The organism is Maribacter sp. R86514, from assembly GCF_044597005.1.
In the GTDB taxonomy this organism is placed as follows: domain Bacteria; phylum Bacteroidota; class Bacteroidia; order Flavobacteriales; family Flavobacteriaceae; genus Maribacter.
The window spans coordinates 3,073,715-3,091,186 of record NZ_CP138999.1 but is presented as its reverse complement, the minus strand read 5'-3'; the positions used below and the strand labels follow the sequence as shown (position 1 = coordinate 3,091,186).

The window sequence follows — 17,472 nt, the reverse complement described above, 5'->3', positions numbered from 1 at the left end:
TTATCTTTGTAAAAAAGGCACTTATGTTTAGCGATTTCGCATTTAATATTTTTAATAAGAGTATTGAAAAGTACCACATCAAAGACGATGTATATCAGAGTTTTGAAAATCCTTATTCTAAAGAGGATATTGAACATTTGCTTTATAGAAAGAACTGGATAGATACCGTGCAATGGCATTATGAAGATATCATAAGAAATCCTGATATTAATCCGGATGACGCTTTGGTGCTAAAACGTAAAATTGATGCAAGTAATCAAGATAGAACAGACTTAGTAGAATTTATCGACAGTTATTTCCTTAAAAAATATCAATCGGTAGATGTTCATTTAGACGCTACTATTAATACAGAAAGCCCCGCTTGGGCAATTGATCGTCTTTCTATTTTAGCATTGAAAATTTATCATATGGCGGAAGAAGCCACTAGAGCTGACGCTTCTTTAGAACACCGCGAAAAATGTCAAGCTAAGTTAGAAGTTTTGCTTGTACAGAAAAACGATCTTTCTTCGGCTATAGACCAATTATTGGCAGACATTGAAAGTGGCGCTAAATATATGAAAGTATACAAGCAAATGAAGATGTATAATGATGAGGAACTAAACCCCATCCTTCGTGGCAATAAATAATACCAAACATATTCTGGTCATACGACTATCTGCAATGGGTGATGTAGCTATGACCGTTCCGGTTATTTTGGGTCTTATTAAAAAATACCCAGAGGTAAAGATTACCGTTTTAACCAAAGCTTTTACTGCGCCAATTTTTGCTAACATACCTAATGTAAGGGTTTATAAAGCCGATGTAAAGGGAAAACATAAAGGTGTACTAGGACTGTGGAAACTATACAAGGAATTAAAATCTTTGCAGTTAGATGCGGTCGCAGATATTCACAATGTACTGCGAAGTACCATTTTAAAACAGTACTTTAAATTTTCTTCGATTCCCTTTATTCAAATTGATAAAGGTAGGGCTGCTAAAAAAGAATTGGTTAATTCGCAGAGGACATCTTTTATTCCTCTAAAAACCACTTTTGAGCGCTATGCTGAGGTGTTCGGTAAGTTAGGTTATCCAATTGCTATATCAGAGATGGAAACCTTGCCAAAAAGGGCTATCTCAGAAAACGTATCGTATTTAAAAGATAGCAAGGCTAAATCTCTAATTGGCATAGCCCCGTTTGCCGCTTTTAGCGGAAAAATGTATCCACATCATCTGATGGAAGAAGTGCTAGGCTTATTGAATTCTTCTAATAATTATCAAATTGTATTGTTTGGGGGAGGAGAGAAAGAAATAGAAATTTTGAGCAAATGGGATGCTCAGTTCGAAAACTGCCACAGTGTTGCTGGTAAATTATCCTTTTCAGATGAATTAAAACTTATATCAAACCTTGAATTAATGTTGGCAATGGATAGCGGAAATGCGCATTTAGCAGCAATGTTTGCTGTGCCAACCGTAACAATATGGGGTGTTACTCATCCGTATGCTGGTTTTTACCCTTTTAATCAGCCAGAGCAAAATGCCCTTTTATCCGACAGAAAAAAATATCCTGCTATACCCACTTCTATTTATGGTAATAAATTTCCTGGTGGTTATGATAAGGTTATGGAAACAATATTACCTGAAACAATCGTCCAGAAAATCAGTGAAATTTTAAGTGATTCGGTTTAAGAATTTACGGGCTTAGCTTCTATACTTTTAAAGTATTGACGTATCTGAGACATAAATCGATATTTCTTAGAAGAAGGTGCTGCACTGGTCATTAAAACTCTTACTCCAAAATAAGAGCTCATGATAAAAGTAGCTGCAGCTTCACAATCTACATGGCGGTCTAAATAGCCATTAAATTTACCTTTTTGTAAAGCAGTTACCAGATTTACCTCCCATACAGTAACAATCTCATTTAGATGACGCATAACAACATCATTCTTACCATTGAATTCGGCTAAAAAATTACTTAGTACACAACCATAATCCATTTCATTATGCACTGCGGTTTCCAAGGCATCGTCGAAACATTTTGTAATAAGTGTTAATGGATTATCATGACCCTCAATAGGTTCTATTAAAGTGCTGTATATTTTACGTGCAAGAAGGTTTTCTATAATTTGTATGAAGAAATCTTCTTTAGATTCGAAGTGATAATAGAAAGCACCTTTAGAAAGGTCTAGTTTTTTTAGAATATCATCTACACTAGTATCATAATACCCTTGGGCATAAAACAATTCTAATCCGGTGTTCTGTAAACGTTGCATGGTTGCCATGCGCTTAAGGCTCTTGTTCATAATATGTAGATTTGGGTAAATCCGACCATGTGGTCTTTTTATAGAACGTTAGACTGTCAAACAACTTCAGGTTTTCTAGATTATATGCAGGTTTTTTCGACGAACGGAGGTTTTATCGGTGTATAACATCTTTTTTATACTATAGAACAAACCAGGTGGTCACTTTATAAAGTTCAAGACTAACGTATATAATTTAAGAAACCGTCTGAAATTAAACAGACGGTTATTAATATCAAGAATATATTTTAGCAGCAGCCACCACCATCATAGTGGTAGGTAGATTCACTGATATAAATATCACTACTGATTAATGTAGCTAATGCCTTAGCCGTTTTATCACAAATCGACAAGGGTTGGTTTTTAATTAATACATGACCATTTTGATCATCATAATAATCATCTTTACCATAGTATATTGCTGCTTTTCCAGTAAATATACAAGGACCATCTTTTGGCATGGGATCCTTAATAGCTGCTACTTCAATAGATTCTATATAAATTAATTCATCTGTTGGATATGCATTTGGGGCTAAAACTCTATAAGGTTTTCTAGCTCTAATCTCTATTGTTCCAAAACCTACATCGGTTAAAGCTTTTACATAATCCTTTATTGGGATACTTCCGCTTAAGCAAAGTGCTCTTAGTCTGTCATCTTCACGTAATACATCGTTCATTTGTTGCTCACATGTTGGATCGCTCATTACTAGTTTTCCATGTGGCTTTAATACCCTATACATCTCTTCAATAGCGCGCTTTAAATCTTCAGATTTAAAAATGTTAAACAAACAATTTTGAGCAGCGACATCAATCGTATTGTCCTCTACCGGTAAGTTTAGAGCATCACCTTTTTTAAATCAATAAAATCTGATTTAAACCAGTCGTTCTCTTCTTCGGCAAGGTTAAAATTCTTTCTGCTGGCTTCTAGCATTTCATCAACTACATCTACGCCTACGACACCGGATTTTTGACGATTGAAGTATGAGAATTGTAATAATTCCATTCCACCACCAACACCTACATAAAGCATTTTCGGATTGTTGGAAAGATCTCGTGCATGAACTGTACTACCACAGCCATAGTTCATTTCTTGCATTATTTTAGGAATCTTTAAACCTGGCAATTCCCAAATAGGGTTGGTTGTGCAACATAAGCCTATATCTGGTTTAAGTGCCGCTTCTTTGTAAAGATTGTTTGTTGCATCTAAATAACTCATGAATAATTTAATTAAAGGTTAAGCAACGGTACCCTGGCAACTACTACCGGCACCTGCCGTACAGCCATAGCAATGTTGAGATATAATAATGTTTCTATCGTTCAAAATATCCTCGTTATAATCTTTTATATGTTTCACTTTGCTAGCTACTTTTAGGTCTAGCATTTGATTAAAATCGCAATCATACAACCAACCGTCCCAACTAATTGAAATGGTATTGGTGCACATCACATTTTCTACTGCAGAGGGATTATAAGCTTCTACTAACGCATACATATAATCTTCATAATTTTCTGATGCAATTAAGTAATCCAAGAAGCGCGCAATTGGTAGATTGGTAATGGCGAAAAGATTGTGGAACTGAATATCAAAATCCTCTTTTAAGGCTTTTTTAAAATCCTTTTCCATAGCTGCTTGGTCGCCTGGTAAATAAGCCCCAGATGGATTATAAACCAAATCCAACTTTAAATCGCTACCGGGCATACCATAACCTCTTTCGTTTAATTCTTGCAATGCCTTTATCGACTTGTCAAAAACTCCGTCCCCTCTTTGCTTATCGGTTTTTCCACGGGTATAGTGTGGCATTGAAGAAATAATATGGACGTTGTGTTTTTTAAAGAAATCCGGTAGATGATGGTACTTCTTATTTGCTCTTATTATCGTCAAGTTAGAACGAACAATAAAATCTTTGATTCCGGCTTTGGCAGCTTCTTCTACAAACCACTCAAAATCAGGATTCATTTCTGGTGCACCACCGGTTAAATCTAAGGTATGCGCCCCTGTATTTTTAATCACCTCTAAACATTGCTGCATAGTTTCACGAGTCATAATCTCTTTACGATCGGGGCCTGCATCTACGTGGCAATGCTCGCAAACCTGATTACACATGTAACCTACGTTAATTTGCAAGATTTCCAGCTTTTTTGGGCGTAAAGGAAAATGCCCTATGTCTGCAATTTTATCTTTAAAGTAAGGAAGCTCGCCATCAGCAAATATGCCTCCGTTCAATATTTCTAACTGCTTGTTGGAAACCGCTAAATCGTTCCCTTTCGCTTTTAATGATTTTGTAGCCATTTTTTAGTTGTTCGTTGTTGGTTGTTGGTTGTTGGCATTTTGTAAATGCTTCAAACTTTAACATGACAACAATTAATTTCTTATTCTTAACCATGGATATTCATTATGAATATTCCATTTGCAATTTTTTAAACTAATTTAAATTTCAATCAATTGATTATTGCAGAAAGCTGCTACGAACAACCATCAACCAACAACCAACAACGAAATTTACATTGACAATTTATTGTACTTATTCATCATCTGTACACCATGCACCAATGTTGCGCCACCTTCAATTGCTGCTCCTACATGTACAGCCTCCATCATTTCTTCCTTCGTAATTCCTTTCTGTAAGCCGTCTTTGGTATAGGCGTCAATACAGTACGGGCATTTAACTACGTGCGAAACTGCTAAAGCAATTAAAGACTTTTCCCTAGCACTTAGTGCGCCTTCTTCGAAAACCTTACCATAATAATCAAAAAATTTAGTTCCAAGCTCTTCGCTCCACTCTGTAATTTTTCCGAATTTTCTTAAATCTGCTGGGTCATAGTATGTATTTGCCATCTTTTTTTGAGTTTTAGGTTTTATTGAATTTTTTTGTTCTTGGTTAAAATAAATCGGAATTCCCTGTCCCATTTTTTCTAGTTCGGGAAGTATTTCCATATTGTCCCAAATACCAGAGGTAAGTGTATCGCCGTAGGCTTCTGGCAAATGGTTTTTGTACATTAATTTTTGTGCGGTTTCTGCATCATATTCAAAAGAGTGATGTGCGTAATTAACTTCGCCACCCTCAATATCCAAAATCATATACCATACACGAGTAGTGCCATCATTTGCCGGCATACCTATTACACCAGGGTTTAGCCATACCTTCTCTTTTATGGTTTGATGAAATGGTAAGCCACAATGCCCCGCAACGATGATATCACTTTTAGTCTCTTGAAAACTACGTTCTTTACTTTCTGTAGCGTTTGATTTAAAGATGAATTCTGAAGTGTTGCCATAGTTGCCATGGACTACCGTTACTTTTTTGTTTCCATAATCAAAACTTAAGTATTCTCTAATTTGCTTAATCCAATCTAAAGACTGTTGTGATAAATGTCCTTTAGTATATGGAAACCACATTTTTGAGAAATCATCACAACGGCTACCGCTTTTAAAATCACAACCACAATCTTCACTATCGCTTGCTAGTTGCAATTCTACATTGCCGGCAATACTAAGTGCTCCCCATTTTTGAAATAGCTGTACCGTTTCTTCTGGTTGTGCGCAGTAACCGGTAAGATCTCCTGTACTTATACAGTTCTCAGGTTTAATCCCTGCTTCTTCGGCAATGGAAATTAATTTCTCCAATGCCTGTAGATTACTATACACACCACCGAAAAGCAACAGCTTACCGCTTTTGGTACCAATATGTTTTATTTCTTTATCCATGTAGGTATTATATAAACGAATAGGCAACATAAAATACCCCAAAAATTAATCCATAGTAAATTGGCATACTTGCCAGTCGTAAAAATCAAATTATCTGGAAACCAATTGAAAATCAACAAGAAACCAAATATCAGCCCAATAATAACACTTAAATGAAAACTGATTTTAGGTGCTTTATCTTTCCAGAATAGAAAAACAGGGGTTAGGCCAATAACCATTGTTCCACTAATAGTTGTAGCGGATAAAATTTCTGCATCTAAAAAAACGGGTACGGTACCTAAAACAGCAATTGCTACCATAGACCAACGACCAAATTTTAAAGTATTTCCCAGGTTTAGATCAAGTGCCAGTAATTTTGAAAATGATGAAAATGTAGAATCTAAAGTGGATGCTGCGGATGTAATCATGATGAAGTTGATGACCAGTAAAATCATTGTTCCAAAAGCCTTACCGACTTGAACAGCCGCTTGACCTTGCATACCTTGAGATTGGGCATAAACACCAATAAGGCTAAATAGAATGATACAAATAGCCCCTAGAATACTTGCCCATAAAAAACTCTTCAATGTTACGTTCGGACTACTGATAAAACCTCTATCGGTTAACACGGGGTCATGAAAAGGATAGCTGAACGATTGCAACAAGGCAGCAAATAATAAATTTAGTCCGGTTTCAAAAGACCAAATACCTGAATTTATAACTGTTGTCGTGCTTATAGCATTGTCTTTTCCAAAAATAGTGAACAATATTACCGCTAATAGTATAGAGAATAGCCCCATTTGAACAACATCGGTAAAAATAGAGCTGCTCATGCCTCCTTTGAGTACATATGCCAATGTTAGTCCGGTAAATACTAAGATGGACCAGTAATATGGACTCGTACCCATATCGCCAAAATAAGATCCAATGACCATGGTATTGCTCCAGACTTCATTGAATAACCGAAATGCAATAAGAATTGAAAAAACCGTTACCGCCGTTTTGCCAAATTTTGAGGATAAGAAATGATGAATACTGGTATACTTACCATGTAGCCTCATCTTATAAATTACGATACCCGCAACCGCAAAAGACAGATAATAACCCGCATAGGCAACCCCACCTACAATACCGAAATCCAATCCTAAATTGGCTGCATTGGTGATGCTTTTGGCGAAAATCCATGAGATGATCAAACTACCCATTAACATAAACGTATTGGGTGCTTTCTTCTTTTGTACGGCTTTAAAAAACTGATTGGTATCTTTTGCCCATGGGGAAAGGAAGAACAACACCAAACTTGATGCTATTATCAATCCCCATTGCCAAATCTTTACTTCAATCATTTTTTTGTTTTTTCCTAACTCCTAACTCCTAACTCCTAACTCCTAACTCTGTTACTCATCCCACCAAACTGCAACATTTATGCTATTGCCTTCAGTGTTATTTGAAGCTGCGATATAATTCGCATTATTTAAAGCTTCTTCCTCAGCAGGGTAAGGCATGCGTATGGGAATCAAATTATTGTTCAAACTTGCTGAAATCGTTTTCAATTGTGGAAAACCTGTTCTTCTATATTCGATCCAACCTTCATAACCATTTATACTATTTGCAATCCATTTTTGTGTGATGATATTTTCTAATGGATCTCCGTTATTCAATGCAGCATCAGCTGTTAGATAATCATCAGGAAGTGCTACCTGCCAATATTCAAAAGCTTGTGTTACTCCTGTGTTGTAAAGGGGTTCCGTGTCGGCTGAAATAAGCCCTTGTTGTGCAGCCTCAGCTAATAGAAAGTGAGTTTCCATGCTGGTCATAAAATTGGCATCTAAAAGCCCTGTATTCTCTCTGAAAATAGCACCCAATAAAGAGTAATCAGCTAACGATACTCCCGCAGAGGCATCGATTCCATTTAATAGTCCGTTATAACCGCCATCTGTACTATTGGCAAAAGGTTGGTATAAGCGTGCAATACGTGGATCGTTTAAATTGGTCAAAATTTCATCCATCGTTTCAGAGAGTACATAGTTGTTAAAGTCTCCAACCCTAAGTTGCGCAAGTCTAAAACTATTTGGTTCGCCATCGGTAAAGTTGAAAATGGCATTTTCGCTATTATCATCTATAAAATTACCTTCTGCGACAATTGCTTGTAGTTGTGAGGCCACATCTATTTTACTGGAAACTCGCATTAGATATTTAATTTTCAAGGAATTTGCAAAACGTATCCATCCGTTTAAATCACCATTAAAGAGAATGTCTCCCTCTAACGCTATGGTACCTGAATAATTCTGAATGGCTAAAATTCCCCTATCAAGATTGTCAAATATTCCTCCTTCATCCATATAAATTGACTCCTGTGTGTCATAGGACGGAGTAACAGTTTCTGTATCTCCTTGAAATGCTTCTGAATATGGTACATCACCGAATAAATCTGTTAAACCAGCTGCCATATACGCTTTCATAATTCTTGCTGGACCTTCATAAACGGCATACGCCGCATTCTCTTGAGATAAATTCAATATAATTTCATTGTCTCGTAAATTCTGATAGAATATGGGCCATGGGTTTCCACCCAGTTGGGGCGATTTTAAATCATGACGGTCAAACAGGTTAAAATCTAGTGCCGTACTATATTGACCCAACAGATTACCTGCAGTAAAACCTTCATAAGACATTTGCTCCCCAAAATCATAGATTACCTGTCTTAACAAAAGACTGGGTTGTACGGTAACGGGATCGTTGGTGTTCGTATTAATTTCTTCAAAATCTTTTGTGCAGCCAACGGCCAACAATAAGACTAAAATGCTATATATATGTTTCATTTTCTTTTCTTAAAAATTAAATCCGGCTTTAAAACCTATACTTCTTGTTGTGGCATATGACATATCTTCAACACCGCTAATAAAGCCTTGCCCTTGTACTGCCAATTGCTCTGGGTCAAAATGCGGATTCTCTGTAATGGCAAACAGGTTTTTCCCAATTAGAGATAAACTCAACGTGGCATCTTGATTAAACAGACTAAGGTTTTCAAACGTATAACCAACGGATACTTGACGTAGCTTCAAAAAGGAAGCATCATACGTATTGTTTTCCTCGTGGTTTCTATCATAAAATTGGCGGTAATAACTTTCTGCCGTGACGGCTACGGTATTTGGTGCATATACAGGATTATCAGTAGTGCCCGTATTTACAACGCCTTCCGGTACAATTCCTCCTTCTGGTCTAAAAGCCGTTTCTGCTAGCTGACCACCAACATTACCTAATGCTCTTGTTCTAGAAACAATGATGCCACCTTGTCGCCAATCGAAAAGGAAACCCATATTCCAGTTCTTGTAATTAAATTGATTGTTGAAACCCAACATAAAATCGGGATTGTAATTTCCTAATTTTTGTAGTTCATTATCGGGTATGTATCTGCCTTCATCCGTTAAAATAAAATCACCATTTTCATTCTTCAAATATCCTGTTCCATACAAATCACCAACACGACCACCTTCTTCTGCCTGTAAAAATACCGTTTGGTTTTGACTGTCATAAATTCTGGAGTATGCCAATGTTAATCGACCTTCATCTTGTGGTAAGCTTTCTACCGTAGATCTATTCGTGCTAAAATTTAAAGTACTGTTCCATTTGAAATCTTGACTTGTAACCGGCGATATGCCCAAAATAATCTCTACACCTTTAGAACGAACTTCACCACCATTAACTACTTGTTGTGTATACCCAGAAGATATACCTATTGGCAATGAAATAATTTGATCTTTGGTCAATGCGTTATAGTAAGAAACATCTAATCTTAATTGGTCTCCAAACAAACGTACATCTGCACCTACTTCAAATGAAGAGGTTAGTTCTGGTTGAAGATTTGCGTTTGCTATAGTGTTTGAGTTACTGAAAGTTGGTTGCCCATTAAAAGGAGTTTGTGCTACAAAAGCACCTGTAGTTTGGTAGGGATCAGTGTCATTACCTACTTGTGCCCAACTTGCCCTTAGTTTTGCAAATGAAACGACCTCAGGTAAATCAACCACTTCCGATACTATAAAACTACTTGATACGGATGGATAAAAGAATGACGTATTATCTACGGAAAACGGAGTAGCCAATGCACTAGACCAATCGTTTCTTCCTGTAACGTCCAAGAAAAGGAAGTCTTTGTATCCAAATTTTGCCAAGCCGTAAAAACTGTTGATTCGCTTATTAGATTCAAATTCGAATACTTCAATAGGTGAAGCTGCATTAGATAACCTAAAAATACCCGGTTGCGCCAAACTCGTGGTTTGCGATTGTGAAGTGAATGCCTTTTGATCTAATCTGTTTCCACCTAAAGAGACATCAATATTAAAATCATTGAACTGATTGGTGTAATTTAATAAGAAATCAGTGTTTATTTCCCTAAAAAATACATCATGCTCGGCATAACCACCATTTACAAATCGATTTGAACTATAGGCTCTACGCAGTTGGCGTAATTCACTTGAATAATCCATTCCGGTTCTAATAGTCGCAGTAATATGTTCGGTAATATCATAGCTAGCCGAAATATTTCCGAATACCCTGTCTCTATTAAAGGAGTTTCTATTTTCATTAAGAATAAAATACGGATTATCAAAAAACGTATAATTGTAAGAATACTGTTGTAAACCCTCTATACCTGGTTGCCAATAGTTTTTTAAGTTTTCAATATTTAATGACCTTGGTCCCCAAGCTACTAAAGAGTAATTGGCATTTTCAGATCCATAACCATTAGATGGTCTGTTGTCACTATTAGAATTAATATAACTTATAGAGGAATTTATACGCAGTTTATCAATTGGTTGAAAGTTTAGTCTTGTACCTATAGTTTGGCGGTCAAGATTTACTCCCGGAATGATAGATTCGCTTCGTAAGTCAGTAAACGATAGACGGAAACTCCCTTTGTCAAATCCATTAGAAATAGCAATATTATTGATTAAGGTTGTGCCGGTTTCATAGAAGTTCTTTAAGTTGTCTGGGTTAGACCTAAACTCTGTAGGTGTAATTGGTAATCCGCTGTAAAGGGCAGTATCACCACCACGTACTATAGTGCCATCTGCTAAAGTTACGGGGCTGTCATATTGTGGTATAAGATTGCCTACATCTAAGCGTGGTCCCCAACTATAGGTGATCAAATCATTGGTTCCACCACCTAATCCGTCTACAAAAGCAAACTCACCAGAATTTCCTTGTCCGTATTCATTTTGAAATTCGGGTAGTTGAAATGCCGAATCCACAAAGAAACTAGTGTTGTAGCTAACGCCTAATCCTTTTGAATTTTTTCCGCTTTTGGTTTCTATGATTATAACACCATTAGATGCTCTTGTTCCATAAAGAGCCGCCGCACTGGGTCCTTTTAAAACCGACACTTCGGCAATATCATCAGGATTCACATCCATAGCACCGTTTCCAAAATCTATTTCTTGAAATCCGGCTGCTGCCTCATTGGTAAAATTAAAGACCGAATTGTTGTTAATAGGCACTCCGTCTACAACAAATAACGGATTGTTATTGGAAAAAGAGGCTTCACCACGAATAGTAATTTTTGATGAAGACCCAACACCAGTAGCACCTTGGTTAATGGTTACACCTGCCAGTTTACCAGAAAGGTTGTCTAAAAAGTTAACCGATTTTACCTCTGTAACTCCTTTTGCGTCTAAGCTTTGAACTACATAGCCTAATTCTTTGGTTTCTCGTTTTAGACCTAAAGCCGTTAGCACGACTTCATCTAAAACTTCAGATGAATCTGCCAAGGTGATATTAATGGTACGTCTATTGTTTATGGAAACCACTTGAGTTTCATATCCTAAAACCGAAAATTCAATGGCGCCAGAAAGATCAGGGACATGTATAGTATAAAAACCATCTTCATTGGTTGTAGAGCCTGTTGCGGTGCCAGATAGTAGAATGTTGACATACGGTATGGTATTTCCATCGGTATCTGTTACAATACCTGTAATTGTTTCTTGAGCATTGACCATGTTTATTATAAACAGTGTCAACACTAGTAATAAGTGTTTCATATATAGTTTTTCGACTAAGGTTTCATTTATCCAACTATTGGATAAAGGGGATTAGATAAACGAAAATGCAGGAGAACCTTTGTTATAAGGAAAGCTGTTAGAATATTGAGAAGAGAAGTTCTGGTTAGTGTAGAATAGACTTCTGTTACTTTTTAATAGATTGATGATCAACAATAATATTGTTGATGACAGACCGTTAGAAAATGATAGTATGGATTGTAAATCTCTTTCGTTATCCAAATCCTGTAATACAGGTAATTTTATTAGTTCTGTTGATTCTTGATGTAACCACGAAGAAATTTGGTGATACAAGCCCAAGCGTTGCCAAGGTAAATTTTGAAATTCAGTAACATCAAAATTTGATTTTTGCAGACCTAACAAATAAAATCCACCATCAATTGAAGGACCTATTACAGTTTTGCCCATTGCCAATTGTTGTGCGGTATGCTTAAGATGATGGGTTTTTAAATGCGGTGTGTCATTGCCTATGGTGATAATACTAGAAAAACCCTTGTTGAAAACACTGGCGATGGCATTTGTAAAACGTTCGCCAAAAGAAGCACCAATTTGATCTTCATCTGAAAAGTGAAAAACAGGTAAACCCGTTTTTTTTGCTTTTTTAAGGGTAGAACGGGTTAAAACATCAAATAATTCTTCACCTCTAAGAATGTGCTTATTCGCCAAATCTTGTTTGGCGGAATTGGCAAATACTAAAATTGCAGTATGTAGTGAATTCAATTAATTGTTCTTTTTCGTCGTTAAACTTACGTAAAAATAAAGCAAAGGTTTTCTATGAAATGCATAATTGCAAAAATTAAAATATGCGAAATCTCTTACCCTGAGTCAAAATGTCAGTTTTAAACCAGGTAGTCGGTTTTAAATCATACAATTAAGCTTTAGTCTTATCATATTACCCATCAATTTGCTTTAAAATCAGATTATCTACCATTTCGATGCTTAAAATCTGACAAGATTTTAAGGTTACAGACTGGTTAGTCTAAAAAAAGCCTTAAAATTTCAATCAGTTTTAATTTTTTTTTAGCATTGGCAGTCCTATGCGTGGCATAGCCTTTGCCAATAAGACATCAGAAGAATCATAAAAATTTTAATACATATGAAATCAAACACAAATACCAGAAGCGCTTGGAAGGTTTACTTCTTCTCGGCAGTTATTGCTTTAGTCGTAAGTTACGGAGTAATTCAATTTAACAAACAAGAAACAAAAGAAACTAGCGGAGTTACCGTAGTAGAATCTGTACCCGGTGCACAGGCTTTATATACAAAAGATAATGAAGGAAATATTAAGCCATTAGATTTTACCGAAACTTCTGAAAAAGTTTTAGATGCTGTAGTACATATTAAATCTACCCAAACGGGATCAACAAGCCAGAGACAAGGCGCGAGAGAATTACCAGACCCTTTTAAAGAATTTTTTGGAGATATGTTTAAAGGGCAATCTCCAAATGGAGCGCAATCAATACCTAGAGTAGGTACAGGTTCGGGTGTTATCATTAATGATAAAGGGTATATCGTTACCAATAACCATGTTATCGATAATGCAGATGAGGTTGAGGTAACTTTATATAACAATCAATCGTATAAAGCTACTGTAATCGGTACAGACCCGACAACAGATTTGGCGTTATTACAAATCAAAGCAGATAATTTAAAAACGATGTCCTTGGTCAATTCAGATGATGTTGAAGTTGGCGAGTGGGTATTGGCAGTCGGTAATCCATTAGGATTGAATTCAACGGTTACCGCCGGTATCGTTAGTGCAAAGGCAAGAAGCATTCATATTAATACCGATAAGTTTGCGGTAGAAAGCTTTATACAGACAGATGCTGCTATCAACCCTGGTAACAGTGGTGGTGCTTTGGTGAATTTAGACGGAAACCTTGTTGGTATTAACACTGCTATAGCCAGTACAACAGGTACATATACAGGATACGGATTTGCTGTTCCTAGTAATATTGTTACTAAAGTGGTTGAAGATTTACTAAAATTCGGTAACGTACAACGTGGTATGTTGGGGGTTTCTATTAGAACTATGGACAGTAACCTTGCCAAAGAAAAAGATGTTGACTTTACCAAAGGCGTATGGGTAGAGCAAGTAGGTGAAGATAGCGGTGCAGATTTGGCAGGAATGGAATCTGGCGATATTATCGTTAGTGTTAACGGTAAAGAAACAGCTACGTCACCAAGACTACAAGAAATTATTGCAGGAAAAAGACCTGGTGATAAGGTCACTATTATTGTAAATAGAAATGGAAAGGAAAAAGAATTGGAAGTAGAGCTACATAATTCTCAAGGAGGAACCGATTTCATCAAGAAAGAGAAGAAAGAAGTATTTAATCTTTTAGGTGCCGATTTTGAAAATGTAGACAAGCAATTAGCTAAAAAATTAGATATTGATGGTGGGGTACAAGTTTCTAAACTATACCCTGGTAAGATTAAGAGTGAGACGCAAATGAGAGTTGGTTTCATTATTACGCATATTGATGGAAAACGTGTAGATGACATTGATGATGTTGCTGCTATTTTGGAGAACAAAAAAGGCGGAGTGATGTTAGAAGGTGTTTATGAAGATGGCACTAAAAATTATTATGCCTTCGGATTGGATTCATAGTCCGCTATAATGATTAATTTTATGCCAAGCGGATAATAGTATCCGTTTGGCATTTTTTTTGAAATTAATTCTAGATAGATGCAATTAGGTTCTAAGTCCATTGGTTTGGTGCTTTCCGGTGGAGGCATTAGAGGCATGGCACATATAGGTGTTATTAAGGCAATGCAAGAGTTTGGCATTGAGGCTAAGGTGGTATCCGGTAGTAGTATTGGTGCATTAGTGGGTGCATTGTATGCGGCAGACAAACCTGTAGTAGATATGCTTAAGTTTTTTAAGGAAACACCGCTTTTTAAATATAATTACTTTGCTGTTGCTAAACCAGGTTTATTGAATAGCGAGAGTTATATAGCTTCTTTTAAACAGTATTTTCCAGATGATAGTTTTGAGGCCTTGAATAGAGAGCTCCATGTAGTCGCTACAAATTTGCAAAAAGGTGAAGAGCTTTTTATCGATAAAGGTGAATTGATAAAGCCTTTATTGGCATCGGCCGCATTACCACCTGTTTTTAGTCCTGTAGAGTATAAGGGTGAACTATATGCCGATGGCGGGATCATGAACAATTTTCCGTCTGAAGCTGTGCTGCCAAAAGTTGATTATGTAATAGGTAGTAATGTATCTGTGGTTTCTAAATTAGAGAAAAAACATTTGAACAATTCATTTCAATTGACAGGCAGAGTAACCGGATTAATGATTTACGCCATTAACCGACAAAAAATTAATAATTGTCATCTTGTACTAGAATCTAAAGAACTGGAACATATTGGCTTGCTAGATAGAAGAGGCATTGAAAAAGCTTACGCAATAGGCTATGAAGCCGCGGTTAGAAAGTTTGAAGAAGTCTTTACTTCTTAGATAAATAAAAACGGCCGGTTGAATTGTATCAACCGGCCGTTTTTTGATTATTATATGAGCTTATACATCATCATAATCTACCTTAATAGTAGGTGTTGTAGCATGCGCTTGACAGGTAAGAATAAAACCATCTGCAATTTCTTTATCGGTCAGAATCTGATTCATAACCATTTCAGCTTTTCCTTCCGTTACCTTGGCAATACAGCTACTACATACTCCGCCTTGGCATGAATATGGCGCATCAATATTTTCTTTTAATACCGCATCAAGGATCATGGTTTTCTTATCCATAGTAAACTCAAATTCTTCGTCATCAACAAGAACGGTAACCGCGGTTTGGCCATCTGCCTGTATGGGCAATTCTTCTTTTATTTCAGTAGGCGTAAAAAGTTCAAAATGGATTTTATCCTTATCCACTTCATTCTCAATTAAGGTATCTTGTACCAAACGAATCATCTCTTCCGGTCCACATAAATAATATCCATCAAAATTAACGTCTTTATGCTTATTTAACAAAACATAATTTACAGTTGAGGTGTCAATTCTACCAAATAAAGCCTTGTCTTCACGGGTTTGACTATTGGTGAAATACACAAAAAACCGATTGGCATATTCTAGTTCTAATTTTACCAAATCTGTATAGAACATGGTCTCCTCGTAAGATTTGTTACCGTAAACCAAAACAAATTTGTTCTTAGGGTTACTATCTAAAACAGACTTCACAATACTCATAATTGGTGTAATACCACTACCCGCAGCAAAAGCGGCAATATTCTGTGCGTCATTGGTCGTATTGAATACAAAACGACCTTCTGGCTCCATTACTTCTAATGTATCACCAACTTTTAATTCTGAGTTGGCGTAATTGGAGAACCCGCCATTATCTACTTTTTTAATACCGATGGTGATGCCATCTTTTTCAGGTGATGAACTTATAGAGTATGCTCTTCTAAGTTCTTTACCCTTAATCTCTTTTTTAATGGTGATATACTGACCCGCCGTAAAGGTGAAAGTCTGTGCCAATTCTTTCGGAATTGAAAACGTAACGGCAACAGAGGTTGGCGTCAATTGTTTGATATGTTTAACCGTTAATGGGTGAAAATGCGACATATATTCGTTTCTTTAAATCGAATTACAAAATTAAGCATGCTTTTGCGATAAAATATGACATTTGTCAAAAAAGTCGGTATTACTCCTTTTTGTTTAACTTTTCAGATTATTACTTTGCTAGCGCTCGTCTGTGAAGAGTGCCGTACCGAGTAAGTATTGGGTTATAAATCGATAAAATATAATTTGAACACAATAGCTAGTTGGCAATCTGTACCATATCAATTAAAATCTTGGAGATATGGTAATAATTCTAATTTATAATAAAGTTTCTTTCTGTTGTGGTCACTTGTTGCAAACGAGCGCTAGCAAAGCATTGTCTATATTATTAAATAATAAAAAAGAAATAATGAGAAATGAAGAACATTTGCAAGATCTGTGGTTTTTGTATTTTTAATAACAATGAGTAGAAAATATAAATTTTATAATCCTACAGCAGTTTATTTCATAAGTTTTGCAACTGTTTATTGGATTGATGTTTTTACGAGACAAATTTATTTTGACATATTAGAACAAAGTATTCAATATTGCAGAAAAGTATGGTTGTTATGGATATTCGAAAGGGCTGGTAAGAAAAAAGATAACGTTTCAAAATATCAATTTTGGCAGCATCATAACAATCCTATAGAATTGTGGAGCAATAATGTAATAAAGCAAAAAATAGATTATATACATAATAACCCTGTTGTGGCTGGTTTAGTAGTTAGCCCAGAAGATTGGAAGTATTCAAGTGCTAGAAACTTTTAAGATGACCAAAACTGTTTTAGAAATAGATGCTATTGGTTTTTTCGATTAATCATCTAAAGGCTTACTGTTGTCGTAACCAGTTGCAAACTGGAAGTGGGACTCCATTTGCATATTACATCAGATTAGCTAGAATGGAGAAAA

Annotated in this window: 13 protein-coding genes and 2 pseudogenes; 5 read left to right on the top strand and 10 right to left on the bottom strand. The window is 36.1% G+C overall.

The annotated features are described in order from the left end of the window. Positions 1-23 precede the first annotated feature (23 nt). Positions 24-626 (top strand): DUF4254 domain-containing protein, encoded by a 603-nt coding sequence (locus SJY30_RS13500; protein WP_396632679.1) that lies wholly within the window; start codon positions 24-26, stop codon positions 624-626. Then, positions 613-1,665: a glycosyltransferase family 9 protein gene (locus SJY30_RS13495; RefSeq protein WP_396632678.1), complete on the top strand. Its 1,053-nt coding sequence runs from the start codon at positions 613-615 to the stop codon at positions 1,663-1,665. Before SJY30_RS13500 ends, SJY30_RS13495 begins: the two co-directional genes overlap by 14 nt. Here SJY30_RS13495 and SJY30_RS13490 read toward each other — a convergent pair. The 9 genes and pseudogenes from SJY30_RS13490 to SJY30_RS13450 all read right to left on the bottom strand — a co-directional run bounded on the left by SJY30_RS13490 (position 1,662) and on the right by SJY30_RS13450 (position 12,734). Further along, entirely contained in the window at positions 1,662-2,279 is a 618-nt protein-coding gene (locus SJY30_RS13490; protein ID WP_396632677.1) for a TetR/AcrR family transcriptional regulator, read from the bottom strand. The genes SJY30_RS13495 and SJY30_RS13490 overlap by 4 nt on opposite strands. A 245-nt stretch (positions 2,280-2,524) precedes the next feature. Next, positions 2,525-3,492, bottom strand: a pseudogene (gene arsM, locus SJY30_RS13485) (arsenosugar biosynthesis arsenite methyltransferase ArsM). An 18-nt stretch (positions 3,493-3,510) separates the two neighbouring features. Further along, complete coding sequence (gene arsS, locus SJY30_RS13480) at positions 3,511-4,566, bottom strand: arsenosugar biosynthesis radical SAM (seleno)protein ArsS (RefSeq protein ID WP_396632676.1); 1,056 nt, start codon at positions 4,564-4,566, stop codon at positions 3,511-3,513. 210 nt (positions 4,567-4,776) lie between these two features. After that, the gene (locus SJY30_RS13475) at positions 4,777-5,112 is read right to left on the bottom strand and encodes an arsenosugar biosynthesis-associated peroxidase-like protein (protein WP_082642972.1); all 336 of its coding nucleotides are present in this window, start codon (positions 5,110-5,112) and stop codon (positions 4,777-4,779) included. Positions 5,113-5,349: 237 nt separating this feature from the next. Next, positions 5,350-5,982 (bottom strand): annotated as a pseudogene (locus tag SJY30_RS13470) (metallophosphoesterase family protein); the annotation flags it as partial. Continuing rightward, entirely contained in the window at positions 5,967-7,304 is a 1,338-nt protein-coding gene (locus tag SJY30_RS13465; protein ID WP_396635332.1) for a sodium:solute symporter, read from the bottom strand. The gene SJY30_RS13465 and the pseudogene SJY30_RS13470, both read right to left, overlap by 16 nt. 54 nt (positions 7,305-7,358) lie before the next feature. Beyond that, complete coding sequence (locus SJY30_RS13460) at positions 7,359-8,783, bottom strand: SusD/RagB family nutrient-binding outer membrane lipoprotein (RefSeq protein ID WP_396632675.1); 1,425 nt, start codon at positions 8,781-8,783, stop codon at positions 7,359-7,361. A gap of 9 nt (positions 8,784-8,792) precedes the next feature. Beyond that, positions 8,793-11,996 carry a SusC/RagA family TonB-linked outer membrane protein gene (locus SJY30_RS13455; protein ID WP_396632674.1) on the bottom strand — a complete coding sequence of 1,068 codons (3,204 nt, stop codon included), beginning with the start codon at positions 11,994-11,996 and terminating at the stop codon, positions 8,793-8,795. A gap of 51 nt (positions 11,997-12,047) precedes the next feature. Further along, positions 12,048-12,734, bottom strand: coding sequence for a DUF2064 domain-containing protein (locus SJY30_RS13450; protein ID WP_396632673.1), 687 nt, complete (start codon positions 12,732-12,734; stop codon positions 12,048-12,050). 376 nt (positions 12,735-13,110) lie between these two features. On the opposite strand from SJY30_RS13450, the gene SJY30_RS13445 reads away from it, so the two are divergent. Both SJY30_RS13445 and SJY30_RS13440 read left to right on the top strand, forming a co-directional pair. Next, positions 13,111-14,625: a Do family serine endopeptidase gene (locus SJY30_RS13445; protein ID WP_396632672.1), complete on the top strand. Its 1,515-nt coding sequence runs from the start codon at positions 13,111-13,113 to the stop codon at positions 14,623-14,625. Positions 14,626-14,703: 78 nt separating this feature from the next. After that, positions 14,704-15,477, top strand: coding sequence for a patatin-like phospholipase family protein (locus SJY30_RS13440; RefSeq protein ID WP_396632671.1), 774 nt, complete (start codon positions 14,704-14,706; stop codon positions 15,475-15,477). Positions 15,478-15,537: 60 nt separating this feature from the next. Here the strand turns inward: SJY30_RS13440 and SJY30_RS13435 are convergent, their stop codons facing one another. Continuing rightward, complete coding sequence (locus SJY30_RS13435) at positions 15,538-16,587, bottom strand: 2Fe-2S iron-sulfur cluster-binding protein (RefSeq protein WP_396632670.1); 1,050 nt, start codon at positions 16,585-16,587, stop codon at positions 15,538-15,540. Positions 16,588-16,986: 399 nt separating this feature from the next. On the opposite strand from SJY30_RS13435, the gene SJY30_RS13430 reads away from it, so the two are divergent. Next, positions 16,987-17,331 carry a transposase gene (locus tag SJY30_RS13430; RefSeq protein WP_396632669.1) on the top strand — a complete coding sequence of 115 codons (345 nt, stop codon included), beginning with the start codon at positions 16,987-16,989 and terminating at the stop codon, positions 17,329-17,331. Positions 17,332-17,472: the final 141 nt, after the last annotated feature.